Consider the following 20,932-nt stretch of genomic DNA (forward strand, 5'->3'; position numbering starts at 1 on the left):
GCCGAACAAATGGAACAGGCATGTGACAATAGTGTCACATGCCGGTCAACCGCTGAAAGTCATTCTCCCTTGGAAAAGTCAGCGTAAATACACTTCCCTGCCCAAGTATGGAAGCAGCGTGAAGTCTGATCATCAGCGGCTCCGCAACCTGCCGGGTCAGGTACAGTCCCATGCCGGTAGCTGCCCCCTCCTGGCGGAAGCGCGATGAGGTGAAGCCCTTATCGTAGATCCGCGGCAGATCCCTGGGATCAATCCCCTGTCCGCTGTCTTCAATGACGAGCACAACATGGCCGCCCTCTTCACGACACCTGATCACAATATCGGAAGCTTCGCTGTATTTCACAGCATTGGTCAGGAGCTGCCGCAGCATGAAGGCCAGCCATTTGCCGTCTGTCAGTACAGTCTCGGCTTCAAGCTCCACGTCGAACCCGATGCGTTTGGAGATGCACCAGGATTTCAGTGCCCGGATCTCCTTATTAAGAATAGGAGCAAGACCGACCTTCTCAATGAACAGATCATTGCGGATGAAGGGGATCCGCTTCTGATGCAGCTGCTGGTCAAGCAGATGGTGGATGCGCAGCCATTCGTACATCATCTGTCTTTGCAGAGTCTCATCCGGCAGACGCTCTATCATGAGCTGCATAGCAGTCAGCGGAGTCTTGACCTCATGTATCCAGGCCAGCAGCTCGTCCTTCTCCGATTCCAGCAGCTGGACATTCATGGAGGATTCACGCTTGTAGCGGTCCGTCTGGGCGCTCACCGCCTCATGGACCAGCCGCTCCATCGGACTACCCGGCTCGAGGACCGCCTGCAGCTCATAGATCTGATCCCAGGAGGCAAGGCTCTTATAGAAACGGGTCTCCCGGGAATAGCGCAAGAAAACGAAAGCCAGGCAGAGCAGCGTATTGAGGAGTACAATGTACAGGACCGGCAGCAGCGGAATGGCAGAGTCAATATAGGCCACGAATAGAATAATCAGCTGGAAGACTGCCAGCAGGAGCAGCCAGCTCCGCTTCTCTGTGATGTATTTCCTTATCATTGCTCCGCCTCTTCTGTCGCCATATACCCTTGCCCGACCTTGGTCTCAATGTAAGTATCCAGGCCGAGCGGCTCCAGCTTCTTGCGCAGCCGGTTCACATTCACAGTCAGCGTATTATCGCTGACAAAATGCTCGTTGTCCCACAGACTGGTGATGATCTCCTCACGCTCTACAATGGTGTTTTTGCGCTCCAGCAGGATTTTGAGAATCAGCATCTCATTCTTCGTGAGCAGCGCCGCTCCCCCGCTCCCCGTAACCGTATTCTTCACGAACTCAATCGCCGCTCCGCGCCAGGTCTTCAGCTCCGTGCCTTCCATGCTATAATTATAGACCCGGCGGAGGATAGCCTGAATCTTGGCAATCAGCACCTCGAAATGGAACGGCTTCTGTATGAAATCATCGGCCCCCAGCTGCATCGACATCACCATATCGCTCGGATGGTCCCGGGAGGAGAGGAAGATGATCGGCACCTTGGAGTGGCTGCGCAGAATCCGGCACCAGTGGAAGCCGTCGAACTGCGGCAGCTGGATATCAATCACCACCAGATCCGGCTTCACCTCCGTGAATTCCTGCAGGACCTTGCCAAAATTCGTAATCCCGTACACCTCGTAGGACCACTGGGCGAGCCTTTCTTTAATCTCCCCGAACAGGGTGATGTCGTCTTCGATCAGCATAATTTTGAACAAACCGGACTCTCCTTCAGAAGAATTACTATCGGACTATTATACTTCACATGTATTACTTTTGTGAAACCTGCCCTATGCCAAGTAACGTATTAGATACTGACATCCAAAAATTTAAACATATCAGGGAGCTGATTATCATCGGAACGTTTAGCGCAATCTTCTTCTTGTTATTCGGAATTGCCATCAACTTATTTAGCTTATATGTACGCCGAAATCCCACTTTCACCTGGCAGTCGAGTGAAAGCTGGAAAATGAAAGGCGACGGAGAACCCAGTGACGCCTACATCAGCTCCATGCGTTTCAGAGGGGCCGTGGGCTTATGGATCGGATCATTCGTGATGGTGATGGGGATATTGACACTGTGGAGTTCTCTTAGCTAAAGGAATAGCAGACTGCAATAATGTACTATAGCGATTCGCAGACCCGGTGTATATTCATAGAACTACTTTCACCGGAGGTCATCATGAATATCCTTTCCTTTATTATCTATTGTATTGTGGTTACCTTCACACCGGGCCCGACCAATATTGTGATCCTCTCCTCTGTGCAGCACCATGGGGCCAGAAAAACAATGGGATACGTCGGCGGAGCCACACTCGCGTTCGGACTGCTCCTTGCCGCATCCGCTCTGCTGAACCGCCTGCTTACGGGCATTCTCCCGCATATTCTCGGTGTCATGCAGATCATCGGCAGCTTGTACATGCTCTACCTCGCTTATCAGGTGTACAGAATGGGCCGTTCTGACGCGGCAGGCCGGCAGGCCTCCGGTTTCCGCTCCGGGCTGCTGATGCAATTCGCCAATCCGAAGGTGCTGCTGTTCACGCTGACCGTGATCCCAACTTATGTTATGCCCTATTATAGCTCACCCGCAGCAGCCTTCATCTTCGTCATCGTCATTACTGTGATTGGTTTCCTGGCCTTTATGGCCTGGGTTGTATTCGGCTCCGTATTTAAGAGCTTTCTGCAGCGGCATCAGCGGGTGATGAATAGTATAATGGCTCTGTTTCTTGTATACTCTGCTGTAATGGTATCCGGTATTTTATAGAACGGCGGTGATTCAGGTGGAGCAATTCAATTATAAAAAGTCAGCAGAGATCCTCGCCTTATCGGCCAGCATGACGGATTTCACCTACAAAAAGCATTGCCACGAAGAATACGCCGTCGGCGTTACCCTGCGCGGCATTCAGCAATATACACTGGACGGCAGCCGGCAGGCTTCGCACAGGAATGGGGTCATGCTGTTTAACCCCGAGCAGATTCACGACGGAAGCTCCTATGACCGTGCAGGCATTGACTATGTCATGCTGTATCTTAAGCCTGACCTGATGGCAGAGCTTCTGGGCAAACAGGAACTGCGCTTTACCACTCCCATCGTCTATGACAGAGAGCTGGCGCAATGCATCTGCAACCTCAGTCACGCTGTCCAGAGCGGGGCCGATGAGTCACTGGGCAGCGAGCTGCTTGTTCAGCTATCCAACCTCTTGTCCCATACGGAAATTCAGACCCCGCGGCGGATGAACAATGCTTTTGTCACCAAAGCCAAAGAAATGATGTACTGCAGCCTGGGCCAGATACTGCGGCTCGATGACCTGGCGCGGGAGTTCAATTTATCCAAATATCAATTCATCCGCGAATTCAAAGTCCATACCGGAACCTCCCCATACCAATTCTTCCTGAACTGCAAGGTCGAACATGCCAGGCGGTCCATTGAGAAGAATAAGGATATCTATTCTGCAGTAGCTGCATTCGGCTTCACAGACCTGACCCATCTGAACCGTCATTTTAAAAGTGTCTTCGGCATTACGGCTTATGAATATATGTCGCAGTTGACATAACTGTTCCCTGTCTCCTCCATTAAAACTCTTCATAATCCGCAACTCAGCGGTCGAACTGGCTCATCCAAGTCCTACGTAGGGCTTACGGTGAGGCAGTTTTTTGGCGTTCCACCCGTTTGCTGAATGAAACACACCTAATATCCACTTTACAAACTTCTTTTTTTAGCTTATTTTAACATTAAGTCATAACTGAATGTTGACGATGAATAATTAATATTCAATATTTTTATTACAGAGTACAAAAGGGAGGAACAAATGAACGATTCTTTGCAAGAGACACTACTGAAAAATATCCGTTTTGCGTACAACGAGGCTATTGAGTTTATTCTTTCCATGGGAATGTTGGCCTGTGAGGATCAGCTGGCAGATCTGGCAGCGGAATATAAAATCGAAATTGATGAGCTGCTGGGAACCTATTTTGAAGATGCCCGCAAGTTATTGTCACCTCATTTCACTCGTGAGCTGATGTTTTTTTTCCGTCACAACTTTTTTCACAATGCACTGGATTTCCCGTTATATGAATCCGCCTGTTCCTATCCAGAAGCGCAGACTGCCGAAGAATGGATCAACAGACTGGAGAAAAGCCCTGCTGAGCATATCGTTTCAGAGATGGTCTATGGCGTCTACCACGATAATTTGGAGGCATTGTTGAAGGGCAACGATTGGGAGGTGGTCAAAAAGGATCTCAATAAGCTCTTAGAACTTGCTTCCGACACGCATCCTCAGCCTGAGGTGGTAGAAGCCCATGGTCCCCTGCTTGAATGCCTTGCACGTCCGCAAGAAACCAAGCTGCGTTACATACAACTCCTGCGTCAATTCCATCAGGATGTTTTCATTCACTGGAAAGACCGGATTCAAGCAATTTCTGAACAGGCCTCATTCCGTTATGAGGCCCAGTTCCGTAGTAATCCGGAGGTTTTTATTCGTGAACTTCATAAGAATGAGCCTGCAATCTTTGACTTCCCTGCCACCTTCCATGTCAGCTTTGTTTCACAGGTGAACAACAGCTTCTACAATTTCCATACAGAAACCGGGCAGATAGGCTGGGTCATCTTCGGCGTACACAATGACCGCGTATACGGACCCGTTGCCGACCGGGAGAAGACCGAACTGTTCCTCAAAGCCTTCTCAGATAAACGGCGCCTGGATCTCCTGCTTCTGCTCAAACAGCGGCCGCACTATGGTAAGGAAATTGCGACTGCGCTCGGTATCACACCTGCTGCTGTGAATTATCATGCCAACTTCCTGTTTTTCCTGGATCTTCTGGACATCGAACGGGTGGATCACCGCCTGTATTATGTGCTCAGAACCGATACTTTGCGCAATCTGCTTGCCTTAACAACAAAAGTCATGCTGGACTAAGACCCAATTATTAACTGGAGGGGTTCCCCTTGATTCGGACCACTAATACCGGAGCAGTACCACTAGATAAACAGCCCGCCGCTGCCCAGAATATCTTTATCCGTATGCTGAAGCTAGGCAAACCTTATACTGGCTGGTATATCATCCTTTGTTTTTTTGCAGCCATCACCTCACTTACAAGCGTAGGTATTGCTGAAATTCTACGGCGTATTATTAATGCGGCTACACACCATGACACTTCCGGTCTTGCAGCCGCGATGACTTTGGCCGTTGTCATTATAGTTATCGATGCTGGAGTCCACTTTCTGAATACCTATCTCTCAGGACTGCTGGAGATCAAATCCACCTCCAGGCTCCAGGTCTCCCTGCTGACAAGATTAATGAACATTCAGATGAAAGAGCTGGACCGTTATCATTCCGCCGATCTGATCAGCCGGATGAACGATTCTGCGCCAGCCGCCCAGCAAGGAATTAACAGGAAGACCATCGAACTAATCAGCAATCTATTGCAAATCGCATTTCTGCTGACTTATCTTCTGTCTCTGCAGTTTGTTCTAACCCTAGGTACTATACTCATCTGTTCGCTAGTCCCGCTGGTCATGCTCCCCTTTACCTCCAGGCTTCGCAGGATGAATGAGCAGCGCCAGAGTATCGAGAGTGAACAACAGGCATTCGTTCAAGATTCGATACAGGGCGCTGAGGTCGTGCGTGCTTTCTCCCTTGCTTCCCGCCTGCTAGGGCAGTTCAACTATAGAGTCCGTCAATTTAACACTGTTCATTCGTCAGTCTCACGGGTTGAAGCCGTAGGATACAATATGCCTCTGGCTGTTACCCTCGGCGGATTACTCTATGTTCTCTCTTATGGTGGCTATTTGGTAGTCGGAGGCCGGCTTGATGTAGGGGCCGTTGCCGCTTTTCTTATCTGTTTTGAGCAAATTTCTAACCCGATATCCAAGCTTGCCAATCTATGGACTGAATTACAAGCTTCACTGGCACAAGGTAAACGTTTATTTGAGATTATGGATCTGCCCTTGGAAGGCGAGAGCCCGGCTAATACAGACGCTGCAGAACAGCACTCTGAAGCATGGACTGAAGATAATCAGCCTGTAGCCGGTCAGCTGCCCCTTGTATTCCGTAATGTCACCTTCGGGTACGGACAACACAAAGTATTAACCGGCATCCATCTGCGGATTGAGCCCGGAAAAGTAACTGCCTTTGCAGGTGCGAGCGGCAGCGGCAAAAGTACCATTCTTCAGCTAATGCTTGCAGCTTATGTGCCTGATGGAGGGAGCATTCATCATGGCGGCATGCCTTTACATACGATTCCACCGCATAGCTGGTGCAGACATATCGCCTACGTATCTCAGGAGCCTTATCTATTCTCCGGTACGCTATACGAGAATATTGCTTGGGGACGACCCGGGGCGTCCCGTGAAGAAGTTATATCCGCTGCCAATAATGCGGGTATTCACGAGTTCATTATGGGAACTCCCCTGCAATATGAGACGATTATCGGTGAAAGGGGGCTTACTTTATCAGGAGGTGAACGTCAGCGGCTATCCATTGCCCGGGCCTTCGTCCGCGAACCGGGGCTGTTGCTGCTTGATGAGCCTACTGCTGCCCTTGACAGCCATAATGAGGAGGTTGTTCAGCAGGCTTTGCAGGTGCTGATGATGAACCGGACCACGGTGGTGATTGCTCATCGGCTGTCAACCATCAGGCATGCGGATCATATTTACTTCATGGAAGCAGGAGCGATTGCTGAACAAGGGACACATGAAGAACTGATGGCCATGCAGGGCAAGTACCACGCTATGGCCCAGGCAGGTGTCCAGACAAAGGCAATTGCCGGAGGAGGATTACAAAATGAATGCTAATTTATCTTCAACTGGGCGAATCCGGCTTCGGGAAGCGCTCAAGCGGCTACTCCCTTATATCAAGCCATACCGGCTCGGATTTCTGACAGCTGTAGTATTGCTCACAGCCAAGCTTGCTCTGGATGTAGGGTTTGCAACGATTCAGCAGGTTTTCATTGATACTATTAACAATACCGATATGCAGTCCTTGACAAGGATAACCGTCATTTGTTCTCTGGCTTGTCTAGTGACTATCATCTGTCTTATGCTGCAGCATTACCTCCGCTTCACCATTCACAGCCGTATGTCCTGGGATTTCCGGGCAAAGCTCTTTGACACCAGTCACCGGCTGCCCTATAGCCAGCTGCAAGCTATGCACTCCGGCGATCTGACCTCGCGTAATACTAAGGATGCGGGAACAGCCATGGGAATGATCAGTAGTCTGGTTTACGATCTGGGTTATAATCTATTGCTCTGCCTGGTAGCATTTCTGTATTTAGCCAGTATGGATGTATGGCTCGCACTGCTTGCCCTTGGCACGGGACCCGTGGTCTTTCTGTCAGGACGTTTCTTTGACCACAGACTACGCAAGCTGTTCACGCAGATCTATGCCCAGGAAGCTCTGTTACGGGGAATTCTGCAGGAGACTACCCAAGGGATGAAGGTCGTCCGTTCATTTTCACTGGAGAATATGCTGCTGAGCAGGTATGCCACTGAGCGCAGAAAGCTGAACCAGCTTCAAAAGCAAAGAACCTTGCTGAATGCCCTGCTCTGGCATTCTTCCGCTTTCATCAACAACGCTATAATGATTGGCTGTGCTGTACTTATTGCAAGATCAGCGATGCGGGGAGAGACCACGGCAGGTGAAGTGCTTGCCTTCATCCTCCTGATGGGACGAGTTCAATGGCCTTTCGTCGAAATGTCGCAGACCTGGGGCGGGGTACAGGAATCACTCGGTGCAGCTGATCGTGTATTTGAAGTTCTTGATGCTGCTTTGGAAGGAGAAGCATACAGCGACCGCTTCTCTTCCCCTGGAGAAGTTGCCACTACTGAGGGGAGTGCATTAAGAATACAAGGGCTGTGCTATAGCTTCGCTGGGCCTCAGTCCAAGGAGAAGACCGGCTTATCAGAGATTAATCTCCAGCTACAGCATGGCGAGACCGTCGCTGTTGTCGGACCCAGCGGCTCGGGTAAAACAACGCTGGTGCGCTTATGCTGCGGACTGTATGAACCGCAAGCCGGCAGTATTAGTGTGTGCGGTTATGCCGTAAACGGTCAGTTAGAAGAGGCCCGCCGAATGATTTCCTATGTGCCGCAGAACCCCTATCTATTCTCTGGCAGTATCCGGGAGAATATTGCATTCAGCGTAGCTGAGACAAGTGACGTGGAGATACGAGAAGCTGCCCGTTTGGCAGGTGCAGATGAATTTATCATGCGCCTGCCGAAAGGCTATGACACAATGATTGGTGAACATGGCTCCTCGTTATCCGGTGGTCAAAGGCAACGCCTGGCTATCGCCAGAGCATTCCTGCGTAATGCACCGCTCCTGCTGCTGGATGAAGCTACATCAGCACTTGATAATGAGTCCGAGCGGCTGGTGCAGCAATCACTTGAACGGCTAATGACAGACAGAACAACCCTCGTGATAGCCCATAGACTGTCAACGATACGGGATGCCTCACGGATTATAGTTCTTGACCAGGGAACAATCGCCGAGGAAGGGACACATGATGAACTTCTGGAGCAAAACGGACTCTACGCTGGCCTCTACCATAAACAATTCAGCCCTACAGAGGCTGGAACCATAGGTTCGGGACTACTAACGGAATCTCTTACTACAGGATGACTCGGAGTCTATCAACATTCCTCATTCGGAAATTGATTCATTCACCGGCTTGAGTCAATCGACCCGCTGCCCTGGACATCTGTAATAACCTTGGCAGCAATTATTTTCCCGGTCTGGTCCAGTCCTTCGATCTCGAACGGAACACCCGCCGTCGCCGCTTGAAAAGCAAACCAGATCGTCCGGCCGGATACCGTCCTAATTAGCTTAGCTTCGGATTTGTCAGTCCCGGCTTCCTTCTGCTGAACAATGATTTGCTGAATGGCCGGGTCCGGCACCTCTCCGAATACCATGGGAAACGGCGTGGACACCTGCTCAACTTCAGGCACCCTCATATAATTCATGGCCGCTGGGGAAGGAGCTTCGCCCTGTCCATACCCTGCTCCCCAGACCCATTTCCATCCAAGCCAAGTTTTGCGGACATACTCTACCTGAAGGTCGCCGCCTTCCTGCTGGCCTGACCGGGTAAGGAACACAAGCTCTCCCCTGCCGACAGTCTCCTTATGTACCACCGTCATGGAATCCGACTCACGGAACAACCGCACCGCTTCCTCCGGAGTGCCGCCAAGTGGAATCTGGAGGGTCTGCGCAAGTCCTAAGGCTTGCGACATCCGCCGGTCAGACCAGCCGCCTGGTTTTTCATACATATATAATAAGATATAGAGTACCGCTACCGAAGCAAGAATCACTCCGGCTGCTATCCCCCATCTGCGGGTAGTTTTCATCTCTTTATACATCCCCAATCCCAAGTGATTGCGCTTACAATGGCTTCCATCTAACTATAGAATATTTCCGGACAGATTACAAAAGTACCCCTGCAGCAAGCTGTAAACATTTATTTATTCATCAAGTGGAAACGGATTTGCCGTCCTTTTAAAGGACGGTACCGTTTCGGCGAGAAATAGAAGGATAATGTATAGGGTGAAACATATACATTCTTATATTTGCAAAAAGCCAGCAGACCAGGCTCCAAGTGGGCCTTCATCTGCTGGCTTATGTCATTCACATCTATGCTGTGTATTATATTATTTAACTTCAGTAGCTCCGGTTACTTTACCTTCAAGTACAGCCGTTGCCTTCACATCTTCGCTGGAGAAGTACAGGTTGCCGTCGATAGTAGCATCCTTGTACACGTTGAAGCCGTTAGCTTCTACATATACATCACCCTTGATCGTACCGCCTTGAACGCGGAAGTTCTCGCTCTGTACAGTTACTTTCGGTGCTGTAAGGGTGTAAGTAGCTGTAACTTTGTGGTCTGCATCCTGTGCGTACAGGGCCAGCTTACGGTAGATTGGCTTAGCTGTATCGTTCTTGTCGTGGAACTCGCCTGCTACCACTACATCCTTGTCCACAGTCAGATCATTGAGGATAGCAACGATCCAGGTTCCCTTATCGCTTACTGCACTGATGAAAGCATCTGCCTGGTTCACGATTGAAGCGGTGGTAACTGCATCTGTCTGTTCTGTTGCTGGTGCAGCTGTCGCTGCTGTCCCTTTGTCTGCATTGTTTTTATCCGATCCACAACCCGACAACAAAGCTACCGATACGCCTGCTACTACTAATACTTTAAATAATTTCATTTTAATTCCCCCTGTTTCTTTAAGTTAACTTTATTATATATTAAAATTTTATGAATACAACGTGATAATTTTCACGAATTTGTGTCTTTTTTCACAAACATTCATATTTACTCTTTCAAAGTATCCTCCCACTCCTCTCTAAGCAGCCCCATCCGGATAGAATCATAGAATATTCCGTTATAATATCGGCATTTTCTCAGCCTGCCCTCCATGGTCATGCCCAGCTTCATTCCTGCCTTCATCATGCGCTCATTCCCGGACCAGGTGGTGTAGCCGACACGGACTAGCGGAAGGGCAGTGAATAAATGACCGATCCACAGCTTCAGAGCTCTAGTCCCGTAACCGCTGCCCCAAAAGGCAGGATCATAGATGACAATCCCCATTTCCAGCCAGTATGACGGCTTATGCTCCCAATAGTAGCTGACATCACCTATAATAGCGCCCTCTACTTCTATTACCCAATTGTTCCCACATCCAATAATTTCGGCTCGCTTCTCGTAATACGTCTCCCATGTAATGCGTTTGTGTTCATAATAAGGCGCATCCCATTTCTTCCATTCCGGGGTCTCCTCTTTATAAGCGAGCTCCCATAGCCTGGGCAAATCCCCTTCAGCTATTGGACGTATCCGTAATTGGTGATCCTGAACCATAAATCTCCTCCGCTCCTGTAGGCCTGTCGTTAACTTCTTGGCGCTTATTATATATTCTTATAATAACTGATTATGGCAAGCCGTGACTGGTAATAAATGTGTATAAACAAATTGGACTTCCCGGTGTCAGATTGAGATAATACAGTACAACTAAATCTTCCCTAAATGGGTTCGAACTAGTAGCTCATCAGATTAAAAAGGATGGATAAGCTTGTTAATCCCTATCCACCCTAAATCTAACGGACCGAAGAGACCTTATCCCCGCGAAAACGCCACTTTTTGCAGCGTAACGGACTCAGGCGACCTTATAGTCTCTCTATGAGACGTTTCGGAGCTGCCGTGCAAAGGATAAGGCCTGTGGAGTCCGTTACTCGCCCCATTGGCGGCTTTCTTCCCGGATAAGAGCACCTCAGTCCGTTAAGCTAAGCCAAACGCCCCTGAAGAACTACGCCAGTTTGGTAAAAACGTACCAACATATGTATATATAGAAAGGATAATCCCAATGAACCTGTCCACCCTATCAGCCTCGCTTGCGCCGCTGAATCTGCGGAGCTGTCTGATTCAGCAGCAAGGCAAGCTGATCTTCGAACATTATAGAGATCAGCGCACGGCCTCCGAGCTGGCGAAGATCAACTCCTGCACCAAGAGTATCCTCTCCGCGCTGATCTGCATCGCCATGGACCAGGGGCTGCTGCCCGGCCCTTCAGCACCGCTGAGCGGCTTTTTCCCGCAGGTCCTACGCGATAAGGACGCACGGAAGCCAAACATTACGCTTGAGCAGCTGCTGACCATGTCTGCAGGCTTTCGCTGGACGGAGTTCGGCGGGGCTAACTCCTTCCCGAAGATGACCCGCACCCCGCACTGGGTGAATTATGTGCTGGAGCAGCCGCTCGCGGATGAGCCGGGTACCCGGATGGAATATAATTCAGGAATCTCGCAATTGCTGTCTTCGATTCTGGTACAAGCCACAGGACAGAGCACAGCCAGCTATGCCGAACAAGTTCTCTTCGGGCCGCTCGGCATCAGGGACTATGACTGGGAATCCGACCCCCAGGGCATCCATACCGGCGGCTTCGGGCTGAAGCTGCGGCCGGCAGACCTGCTGAATTTCGGACAGCTCTATTTGCAGCAGGGGGTATGGAAGGATTCGCAGATCATCTCCGGCAGTTGGGCTGTACGTTCGGTTCAGCCAGTCATGCACACGGAGCCCCCCCGCCATGGAGGGTATGGCTGGCACTGGTGGACAGATGCCCTGTCCCGCAGCACAGCAAGCGGAGAATTCAGTCTGGTAGACTACTATTACGCCCGCGGATACGCCGGACAATTCGTGTATGTAGTGCCGGAGCTTCAGCTCGTCGCTGTGCTGACCCAGGATAACAAGCGCGGGAAGAATAATCCTCCGCCGGATGTGTTCCGTGACTATATCGTGCCTCTGCTTGGATCTATTTAGGCTTGCTTCTGAGCTTGCTGGCTGCATACCATATTAACGGGCACAGCAGGTTGAAGAAGAATACATTGAGATACCAGATTTCATTCAGCTCGGCAATCACCGAGGGATTATCCCAGACATTCATCGCCAAGGGAATGCTGGCCAGGGCCAGAGGAATCAGCAGTTCCTTGTATTGCTTAATTCCGAATAGATCAGCACAGCCATAGGCAACGATGAAGAGGGTAAGAATCAGCCGGTAAAAAATAACGATGAACCAGATGATTGTGACGATAGTCTCAATCCGCTCATAGAATCCGCCTATCGTTACTGTTTTGGCCGCAAACTGGCTGACATAAGGCATGTTCGGCGGCAGGCTTTCGCCCAGCACCGCAATAATCAGCACCGTCAGCAGAAGCAGGGCGATACTGGTAATCCAGGTGCTGTGGACGAGCGCTTTTCGATAAGAAGCTTTGTCCTTGAGGAAGGGAACCAGGAACAGGCTTAAGGCTACTTCGCTGCTCGGATAACCAAGGAACATAACCGTGCCCTGAAATACGGGCTGCCCCCCCTTCTCAAAGACGGGCAGGAAGTTCGTCCATTCCGTACCGTGCAGCAGGGACAGTAAGAACAGCAATAGCAGAGCCATTGCAACCGGGAAAGTAATCTCAGCAGACCGGCCGACCGCAATAATCCCTTTATACAGGCAATAGACCAAGGCGAACAGGATCAGGACATAGATCGCTGATGGCGGAGTCTCAACAAAGAGGTCGTTGCTGGTAAAGTCGCCGAGGCTGCGGAGCGTCAGAATAAAGATGAGAAAAGGCACACAGAATATATATAGGGCCAGCATGATTTTACCGCCCGCATTCCCCAGTACACGGCTTAGAAATTGCCCCAGGGTATCGCCGTTCATCTGGGAATACAGCGCCACGAATAACCGGATGACCAGCAGCTGAATCAGCATGCCCAGCAGGATCGGCGCCCAGGAATCTTTACCGGACAATCCGATGACCATGGAAGGCAGCCCCAGTAAGGCACTTCCCCAATAATGCAGAGTCAGCAGCATCATTAACTGCCGGGAGCTCATCTGTACATCCCCTCCTTTGTTGAATCTACTCCCAGTTAGCCTAGAATGTCGCCCGGCTTCAAGAATTGCAGCAGGTTAATGAACGGCCGCAGCAGATCAGGGGTGAACCCGTCTTTGGCCGACACAATATTTAAGCCCAGTGCCAGTGCGTACAGAGCATACACAAGCGTTTTCTCCCGGAGTCTGCCCCGTCTCTTGCGGTAACGGCTGAATTGCCACATCCATAGCAGCACATTGATTGAGATTAGAAAAGCATTCATGCGTCCGGTTCCTTTAATGGCGGATTTACGATTCTTCCCCGGCCCTTAATGATGTACTCCACAACCACCTTCACATCCATCCTGCTGAATTTCTCATTCCACTGATCCTTCCATTTACTCCAGTACCGGGGATGCTTCTGATGAAATTTATTTCCGAACCCAAAGATATCGACGCCGAAATTACTCTGCACATCCCGGATTCCAGTGGCAATCAGGGCCTCCGTACGTGCAATGGCCATCTCTTTCATCTTCTCAAGCGTCTCCCTGCTATTCAAATCAAGGTTACACTCCACCTCTCCCACATTAGCCTCAATTCTCACCTTGACAGTGGCTGATGGCTCCCCGTTTCGCAATTCAGGCTTAATCGAGGTCTTGGCATCCAGTACCTCCATCACAAAATCTCCATCCAGGTCCGGACAATCCACCTTGCCTACAGTCGATTTAACCTTGCCGGTCACATAGTTGTAAGCCTTACTGTCCGATTCATTCAGCCAGCCGAGCAGAACATCATCCTTCATCACTCCGATGCCCCGGTACTCAAATTTGAGCGGGCTGTTAATGGAATCGACGTTTTCCTTCGTCTTTCCCTTCTCCAGATCCCCCACCAGATGCAGACCGGTCAATACGGCCTCCTGGCCGTCCAGATCGAACCATTTCATCAGATCAAGCAGACGTACCGCCGAGGTTGGTGCCCAGTTCCGCTGAGACCCGTTAAGTGAATCATATAGATCTCTGGCCGGCAGCCGCTCCAGCGGGGTCATGATGGATAAGGCATCGTAAGCCGTCCCTTCCCGTACGATGGCCACATCGAAATCCGGCCGGACCTCGTGATCCCTGAACAGGAAATCCAGCGGCTTGCGGATGCCCTCCCTGGCCATGCTCTCGTCCAGCAGCAGCATGCTCAGATGGGATAGATATACCTTACGCGGCAGCATGGTGGTCAATTTGCGCAGAGCTTCCATAATGGTTGCCGACTCCGTGGCAACTACAAGAGCCGGAGGCCCGCCCGCGCCTCCGCTGCTGGCAGCCGCCAGACTGGGCGCGACAATCTGCACGGTTACCCGGTAGCCCTTGTCCGTACGGTCAATGCCAAGACCGATGGCGACCGCCAAATCACTAAGTTCTTTGCGGCTCCAGCAGCCCGTTAACGGTATACTTATCAGAACCAGCACACAGATTAGGATTACCATCCTTCTCATGGCTAAGCCCCGTTCCTGGTGCGTTTATTCCGCGAGCCGGACCAATAAGGACTACGGAAGACACCATCTCCCTGCTCGCTCTTCAGATAAGGTGCATAAGGCCGCATGTAAGGAACGCCAGCAGACTCCAGGCTGCAGATATGCACGGTCAGAATGACGAATCCTACAGTAATCCCGTATATGCCGAAGGAAGCTGCCGCCCCCATGAACAGAAACCGGATGAGCCGGATGGGAATCGACATATTATAGGCCGGAATAACAAAGCTTGAAATTCCGGTAATCGCCACCACGATCACCATCCCTGCCGATACAATTCCGGCGTCTACCGCCGCCTGTCCGACAATCAGCGTCCCCACAATGGATACCGCCTGGCCGATGTTGCGGGGCATACGGATTCCGGCTTCACGTATGATCTCGAAGGTGATCTCCATGAGCGTGGCTTCAACAAATGCCGGGAACGGCACGCCCTCACGCTGAAACATAATACTTAGCAGCAGCCGGGTGGGCAGCAGATCCTGGTGGAAGGTTGTAATGGCAATGTATAGTCCGGGAGCAAAGATGCTGATAATTACAGCGGTGAGCCGCAAGATCCGAATCAGACTGGAGAACAAATAAGGCTGATAGCTATCCTCCGCCGACTGGATGAAATCCAGGAACAGGGAGGGAATAATCATGACAAAGGGTGTCCCATCCACTATAATGGCAACCCTGCCTTCAGCCAGGCCTGCCGTGATGCTATCCGGCCGCTCCGTGTTCAGCACTGTCGGAAACACCGTGTATTTGTTGCTCTGCAGATACTCCTCGATGAATTCGCCTTCCAGGACAGTTTTCAGCCCGATCTGATCGAACATCTCCGTTATCCGGTTCAGCACCTGCTGATCAGCCACCCCCTCGACATAGAGGATAGAAATATCCGTCTGTGTCACCTGCCCCACCGAGCGGGTTACAATTCTCAGACGCTCGTCCTTCATTTTCCTGCGGATCATTGTAATATTAGTGCGCAGATCATCGGTGAACCCTTCTTGAGGCCCCCGGATGACTGTTTCCGTCTTGGTTTCATCAATACTCTTCTTCTCATAGCCCTGGATCGCAAGCGCAAGCGCCTTATCGCAGCCATCAATCAACACCAGGACACAGCCGGATAAAATATCCTTGACCGCTCCGCTCACGGTCTCAGTCGTTTGAACCTGTCCCGCACTCAGGATCTGGTTGCTGAAATAGTCCAGCAGACTGTGCCCTTCCGGGGCAGGCGGTGCAGACTGAATCGCTGGAATGAACGACTCCTCCAAGACCTGATTGTTCACCATTCCGTCCAGGAAAATTAATTGAATAACGCATTCCCGCTGTGGATGGCCCCAATCCAGACGAAGCGAGCGGACGCTTACATCCGAGCTGTTCCCCAGTCTGCGGCAGATCAGCTCCGTATTGATGTGAGACTCCCGGCTCAGGCGCTGTGGATGCTCATTATGCAGATGACCGGGTTGCTGTTCATGAAATTTCATGTGTAGACTCTCCCTGCTGTGTCGTCGCGTAGTTATGTATCCAGTGTTGCCTAAATTGGTTTATTTCTAAACCATGTAGCAGCGGGTGCAACTTGTATATCAAAAAAAGCCCCTTCCCCCGGCAAGGAGAGAAGGAGCTTATATGTACATACGCACGAATCCCCGCTGCCTGATTGCTTAAGGCCCGGGGATTCATGTGTTGATTACGCTATTCAATTCAATCATTTCCTCCAAGTAACAAAAGCCATATCCCTGACATGGTGATTGTTCTCAATTTCATGTTCACTTCATACTTCCGTGTTGCCCGTTCGCTCCATTTCGGAGTGTTGCTCCATGTCATGCATATGGGGTGGATTCCCGCGTACACGATTTCACGAAAAACGTTTTCACGGACGTTTTCCCTACTGTGATGAATCGCAGTTGTACGCTTCGCTAACCTTTTTCATTGGAATCACGCTCTTTCTTCCGCAAGAACCTTCTCTTGCTTGAATAATTAGCTTCGTTCTTCTTCCAATAAAGATTTGCTCCTTGGGTTCCCGCATACCCACGATCTGCCAGAAGATGTTATCATCCACCTTCTCCATCAGCAGCCGATTCCGGCATGCTTCGCTAACGCTAGTACATCGGGGCTCTCTCCTTTCCTTCATTCATTGCTAAATTTAGGAATGAGACTATCACCTGCAGTACCACTTATAATGCTTAGTGCTCTTGTAGCTTGTGGTTCCTGTGGTGATGTCTACATTATACCTGAGAAACACCCAAATTTAAACTTTCAAAAACCTGCATATCCCCGCTTAATCTGCGATATTAGAGGAGGACTGTAAATAAAATGCCTATCCCTAATAATTGCTTGGTTTACGGAATATTTGCTCCCGTTAGCTGCTTTTTCTCATGTATGCGCTATCATTCCTTCAGAAAAATACCGGCCAGACTGAAGATTTGTCTACAGGCTGGCCGCGTAACTCACCGGGCGAGACTATGGCCTTTATATTTGCGGATTAATACCACTAACAGATAAATTCCGTATAGAAGATATAGAATATTAAGAATAGCGACGATAAATACCTCATGCTCCAGATTCTCATTGCTGACCATGGCCAGGGCATCGTAGATGAAGTGGAACGCGATCAGCGGAACAATATTCCTGCCGGTCTCGATCAGCAAGGCGAGCACACAGCCCAGCAGCAGGGCATTGATCACCTGGAGAAGCGTATGTATAAGATCATTTCCGCCAAACGCGTTAGCCATATGTAGAACCCCAAAAACAATAGACGAGAACACAATATAGAACAGCGGGCCTTTGGATTTCAGAGCATTCCAAATCACTCCTCTAAAAATGGCTTCCTCAGTATAGCCCACCAGCAGTGTCATAATGACGATACTGATTACTTCAGGCGCTCCCAGCTCTACGTTGATTCCATTCATCAGCGGCTGGGCCACCGCAATAATGAGCAGCGGGATATAGAACAGCACCGCCCGGGACGGACCAGCCTCCAGCTTGCGGAAGCCGAAGCTTACGAGCGAAGAATCCTTTCTTTTCATATATACCGTTACAATAATGCCCATAACCAGGTAAGCGCAGGCTTGAGCATTCCGTATCCCCATGTCGCCAAATTCCATAATCGTGGCTACAGCGGAGGCAACGGATACAACCAGGGTCAGGACCACTCCCCATACCAGCGAATAAACGATAGGACGTCCTTGTGCAGCAGTGTTTTTCATTTAAGATCTCCTTTATAGTAGGCTAACGTATTGCCGCTTCAGGACAATAATGGATTAATTGTATGCTATGATGCCAAATTATACGATTTCTATATAAACTTCCAGTGGGCATTGCAGTCTGTACATGCTATAATCTCTGAATCCTGCAATGAGAATGGAACAACAACATGAACAGTCCTATCAAAATCTTCAAAGTGACCGTGCAGCTGGAAAAGGATGAATATGGCCTTGAGGTAAGCCATTGGCGTCTGCTGGTGGAAACCAACCGCTATTACGAAATTAAGCCGGAGAGCGGACCGGTAAAACGCATCTACAAAGAAAAACTGAATACGGTGATGGATGATACCAAATTCTATACGGACGGCTATCTGGCTTGTTCAGCGTTCTGCATAGAGGACCGTATTAATGATATGCATACAGAAATGCTGCATACGCTCCAAGTTAAGATCAAGGCATATATGGCGGAGCTTCATTTGAACCAGCAGGCCATTGAGCTGCAGTTCAAGAACCCCGGGCCTATGAGCGGCCTGAAGTAACCTGTTCCCCCTTGTGCTCTAACACCAAAAAACCGGGAAGGCCGCAGCGGCCCTTCCGGTTTTTTGGTGTTGTATATTCTGTTACAGCAGTCCAGCATTCTTCACGGCGTGTTCCCAGCTTGGAAAATAATACAGCGCACTTCTCATCAGCTCGGGCTCCTGCTGCTTGATCTGCTTCTTATTCATGTTGCCCCCACCAGATTGAAGCTGCTTGATCCTACTGATAACTTCATCGGAAGCCATTGTAATATCCAACTCTTCACCCCTTTCCGGTGTTTCTTTCCATATTTTTACCAATTCATTCAATTCTATACCCGCACCCGGCCATGGAATGCCTTTAATGGCTGACCAGATAAGAGGCATCCAGAATCAGAGCGACCCGCCCGTTGCCCAGGATGGTTGCTCCGGAGAGATGGTTCATCGTCCCGAGATACGCACCCAGAGATTTAATGACCACCTCCTGGTTGCCGATGATCTCATCGACCGCGAAGGCGGCGATCCGGTCAACAGATCTTACAATCACGAGCGGAATCGTCTTGGAATGGCGCTCTGTGCGCGGATAATGCAGCTTGTCTCTGAGCCAGGAGAGCGGAACAATCCGCCCGTGGTTAATAATCGCCTGCTCCCCTTGAACGACCTGAATCTCTTCGGGAGCGATCCGTACAATCTCGGCCACATTATACATCGGGACAACCAGCACACGCCCGGAGACCTTGACCAGCAGCCCCTTGATGATAGCCAGTGTAAGCGGCAGACGGATCGTAAACAGAGTACCTGCTCCCGGCTCGGTCTGAATATCTATGATTCCGTTGAGACGTCCAATCTGACTGCGGACAATATCCATCCCCACGCCCCGCCCTGACACTTCGCTGACTTCGGAGGCTGTGGAGAAGCCCGGCTCGAAGATCAGGCTAACGGCTTCCTGCGCGGTTAAGTACCCTGCCTGCTCTTCCGTAATGATCCCTTTACTGAGCGCAGAGGCTGTAATTCGGGCGGCATCGATGCCTTGTCCATCATCCTCCAGACGAATAACGACCTGATTCTCCTCATGAAAAGAAGTAAGCGTAATTCTGCCCTTCGGAGCCTTGCCCTGCTGTACACGCACCTCTGGACTCTCGATTCCGTGATCGGCGCTGTTACGGATCAAGTGGATTAGCGGATCACTTAGCTCTTCAATGATCATCCGGTCCAGCTCGGTCTCGCCTCCCTGAATCTGCAGCTCAATATCCTTGCCCAGCTTCTGGGCCAAATCCCTGACCAGCCGCGGAAAACGGTTAAACAGCTGATCCATCGGCAGCATCCGGGTCTTCATGACCCCTTCCTGTAGCTCTTTAATAATCCCGCCCATATGATCCGAGATCGAGCCAATATCCGGCAGGACCTTGGCGGGATCATTACGTTGTCCATTAGCGCTCAGATCGGCCAGAGAGGTCTGCTCGATCAGCAGCTCTCCCACCAGATTCATCAGGTGGTCCAGCCGTTCCACACTCACCCGGACCGTTGACTGTACCTCGTGGGATGTACCTTTGCCCGTAGCTGAGGTCGAAGATTCAGCTGGTGCCGGTTCAGCCGTAGTCTGGATGTCAGTCCCGGCAGCAGGTGCAGGCACGAACGGTGTAATGACAATGCTCTCGACATCTGTCTCCCCTGCCAACTGATCCGACACCTGCCGGATCTCGCGCGGGGAAGCAGCGACTACAGCAAATTGGCTGTAGCGGGCGTCTTCATCGGATCCAGGCGCCGCCGGGGGCGCTAAGGCAGCAGCAATCACCGGTCCGCAGACCTCTTCCATACGCTGCAAGAGGATATAATGCCGGGCCGCCTTCATCTGGCAATCCTCTCTTAAAGTAACTACCAGAGCCAGCAGTGTGTAGCCCGCTGCGACAGCCTCTTCCGCCTGAAGCAGCTCCGCTGCATTGAGGACCGGGAGCCGGACCGGCTGAAGTTCAGCCGGCTTATTAATCAGCGCCTTGATCTCCGCAACCACAGCGGAGCAGTCTGTGAAGCCCTCTCCGCGGACATACTGCGTGCGCAGCAGCTTCATCGCATCCAGCGCCCGGAAGAGTGTGTCAATCAGATTGCCGGTAATTTCCGGCTTCTTCGCACGCACCCACTCCAGCGCATACTCCACCTCGTGCGTGAGATCGCTCATCTCGCGAAAGCCCATAGTGGAAGCGGAGCCCTTGATCGTATGGGCTGCGCGGAAAATCGTCTGAATCAGCTCAGCGGTTGGAGCATGCTCCAGCGCAAGCAGGGACTGGTCGATCCGCTCTAATTGCTCGTTCAGCTCTTCTATGAATATATCGCGGTAAGCCGACAGTTCCATCATCATTGCTTGTTCCCCTT

20 protein-coding genes are annotated in these 20,932 nt (G+C 50.7%); 8 read left to right on the forward strand and 12 right to left on the reverse strand.

Going from position 1 to position 20,932, the window contains the following annotated elements; all coding sequences use genetic code 11:
• Positions 1-34: 34 nt before the first annotated feature.
• Both NSS83_RS06820 and NSS83_RS06825 read right to left on the reverse strand, forming a co-directional pair.
• A complete protein-coding gene (locus NSS83_RS06820; protein ID WP_341347940.1) occupies positions 35-1,039 on the reverse strand; it encodes a sensor histidine kinase in 1,005 nt (334 codons plus the stop codon).
• Positions 1,036-1,725, reverse strand: coding sequence for a response regulator transcription factor (locus NSS83_RS06825; RefSeq protein WP_341185088.1), 690 nt, complete (start codon positions 1,723-1,725; stop codon positions 1,036-1,038). Before NSS83_RS06825 ends, NSS83_RS06820 begins: the two co-directional genes overlap by 4 nt.
• 74 nt (positions 1,726-1,799) lie before the next feature.
• Between NSS83_RS06825 and NSS83_RS06830 the strand changes: the two genes are divergently transcribed.
• From NSS83_RS06830 to NSS83_RS06855, 6 genes are all read left to right on the forward strand, one after another.
• Entirely contained in the window at positions 1,800-2,105 is a 306-nt protein-coding gene (locus NSS83_RS06830) for a DUF6199 family natural product biosynthesis protein (RefSeq protein WP_341347941.1), read from the forward strand.
• 83 nt (positions 2,106-2,188) lie between these two features.
• Positions 2,189-2,770, forward strand: coding sequence for a LysE family transporter (locus NSS83_RS06835; RefSeq protein ID WP_341185086.1), 582 nt, complete (start codon positions 2,189-2,191; stop codon positions 2,768-2,770).
• 16 nt (positions 2,771-2,786) lie between these two features.
• A complete protein-coding gene (locus NSS83_RS06840) occupies positions 2,787-3,560 on the forward strand; it encodes an AraC family transcriptional regulator (protein WP_341347942.1) in 774 nt (257 codons plus the stop codon).
• Between the two features lie 255 nt (positions 3,561-3,815).
• Entirely contained in the window at positions 3,816-4,922 is a 1,107-nt protein-coding gene (locus tag NSS83_RS06845; RefSeq protein WP_341347943.1) for an ArsR family transcriptional regulator, read from the forward strand.
• A gap of 29 nt (positions 4,923-4,951) precedes the next feature.
• Entirely contained in the window at positions 4,952-6,799 is a 1,848-nt protein-coding gene (locus tag NSS83_RS06850; protein WP_341185083.1) for an ABC transporter ATP-binding protein, read from the forward strand.
• Positions 6,789-8,624 (forward strand): ABC transporter ATP-binding protein, encoded by a 1,836-nt coding sequence (locus NSS83_RS06855; RefSeq protein ID WP_341185082.1) that lies wholly within the window; start codon positions 6,789-6,791, stop codon positions 8,622-8,624. The genes NSS83_RS06850 and NSS83_RS06855 overlap by 11 nt, the downstream gene beginning before the upstream one ends.
• Positions 8,625-8,665: 41 nt before the next feature.
• Here the strand turns inward: NSS83_RS06855 and NSS83_RS06860 are convergent, their stop codons facing one another.
• The 3 genes from NSS83_RS06860 to NSS83_RS06870 form a co-directional block, all read right to left on the reverse strand.
• The gene (locus tag NSS83_RS06860) at positions 8,666-9,346 is read right to left on the reverse strand and encodes a hypothetical protein (protein ID WP_341347944.1); all 681 of its coding nucleotides are present in this window, start codon (positions 9,344-9,346) and stop codon (positions 8,666-8,668) included.
• A 300-nt stretch (positions 9,347-9,646) separates the two neighbouring features.
• Positions 9,647-10,201, reverse strand: a complete 555-nt coding sequence (locus NSS83_RS06865; protein ID WP_341185080.1) for a hypothetical protein — start codon at positions 10,199-10,201, stop codon at positions 9,647-9,649.
• A gap of 107 nt (positions 10,202-10,308) precedes the next feature.
• Positions 10,309-10,851, reverse strand: a complete 543-nt coding sequence (locus NSS83_RS06870) for a GNAT family protein (protein WP_341185079.1) — start codon at positions 10,849-10,851, stop codon at positions 10,309-10,311.
• Positions 10,852-11,353: 502 nt separating this feature from the next.
• On the opposite strand from NSS83_RS06870, the gene NSS83_RS06875 reads away from it, so the two are divergent.
• A complete protein-coding gene (locus tag NSS83_RS06875; protein WP_341185078.1) occupies positions 11,354-12,301 on the forward strand; it encodes a serine hydrolase in 948 nt (315 codons plus the stop codon).
• On the opposite strand, the gene NSS83_RS06880 is transcribed toward NSS83_RS06875, so the two are convergent.
• From NSS83_RS06880 to NSS83_RS06900, 5 genes are all read right to left on the reverse strand, one after another.
• Positions 12,294-13,367 (reverse strand): endospore germination permease, encoded by a 1,074-nt coding sequence (locus NSS83_RS06880; RefSeq protein ID WP_341185077.1) that lies wholly within the window; start codon positions 13,365-13,367, stop codon positions 12,294-12,296. The two genes, NSS83_RS06875 and NSS83_RS06880, sit on opposite strands and share 8 nt — an antisense overlap.
• Before the next feature lie 35 nt (positions 13,368-13,402).
• Positions 13,403-13,627: a hypothetical protein gene (locus tag NSS83_RS06885; RefSeq protein WP_341185076.1), complete on the reverse strand. Its 225-nt coding sequence runs from the start codon at positions 13,625-13,627 to the stop codon at positions 13,403-13,405.
• Positions 13,624-14,826, reverse strand: a complete 1,203-nt coding sequence (locus NSS83_RS06890; protein WP_341185075.1) for a Ger(x)C family spore germination protein — start codon at positions 14,824-14,826, stop codon at positions 13,624-13,626. Before NSS83_RS06890 ends, NSS83_RS06885 begins: the two co-directional genes overlap by 4 nt.
• Positions 14,827-14,828: 2 nt before the next feature.
• Complete coding sequence (locus NSS83_RS06895) at positions 14,829-16,328, reverse strand: spore germination protein (protein ID WP_341185074.1); 1,500 nt, start codon at positions 16,326-16,328, stop codon at positions 14,829-14,831.
• A 963-nt stretch (positions 16,329-17,291) separates the two neighbouring features.
• Positions 17,292-18,050, reverse strand: a complete 759-nt coding sequence (locus NSS83_RS06900) for a CPBP family intramembrane glutamic endopeptidase (RefSeq protein ID WP_341185072.1) — start codon at positions 18,048-18,050, stop codon at positions 17,292-17,294.
• A 167-nt stretch (positions 18,051-18,217) separates the two neighbouring features.
• On the opposite strand from NSS83_RS06900, the gene NSS83_RS06905 reads away from it, so the two are divergent.
• Positions 18,218-18,586 carry a hypothetical protein gene (locus NSS83_RS06905; RefSeq protein ID WP_341347945.1) on the forward strand — a complete coding sequence of 123 codons (369 nt, stop codon included), beginning with the start codon at positions 18,218-18,220 and terminating at the stop codon, positions 18,584-18,586.
• 81 nt (positions 18,587-18,667) lie between these two features.
• Here the strand turns inward: NSS83_RS06905 and NSS83_RS06910 are convergent, their stop codons facing one another.
• On the reverse strand, positions 18,668-18,892 hold the full coding sequence (locus NSS83_RS06910; RefSeq protein ID WP_341347946.1) for a hypothetical protein: 225 nt from the start codon (positions 18,890-18,892) through the stop codon (positions 18,668-18,670).
• A 31-nt stretch (positions 18,893-18,923) separates the two neighbouring features.
• Complete coding sequence (locus NSS83_RS06915) at positions 18,924-20,918, reverse strand: chemotaxis protein CheA (protein WP_341185069.1); 1,995 nt, start codon at positions 20,916-20,918, stop codon at positions 18,924-18,926.
• Positions 20,919-20,932: the final 14 nt, after the last annotated feature.

Origin of the sequence: Paenibacillus sp. FSL H3-0469, from assembly GCF_038051945.1 — a bacterium.
Taxonomy (GTDB): domain Bacteria; phylum Bacillota; class Bacilli; order Paenibacillales; family Paenibacillaceae; genus Paenibacillus_AQ.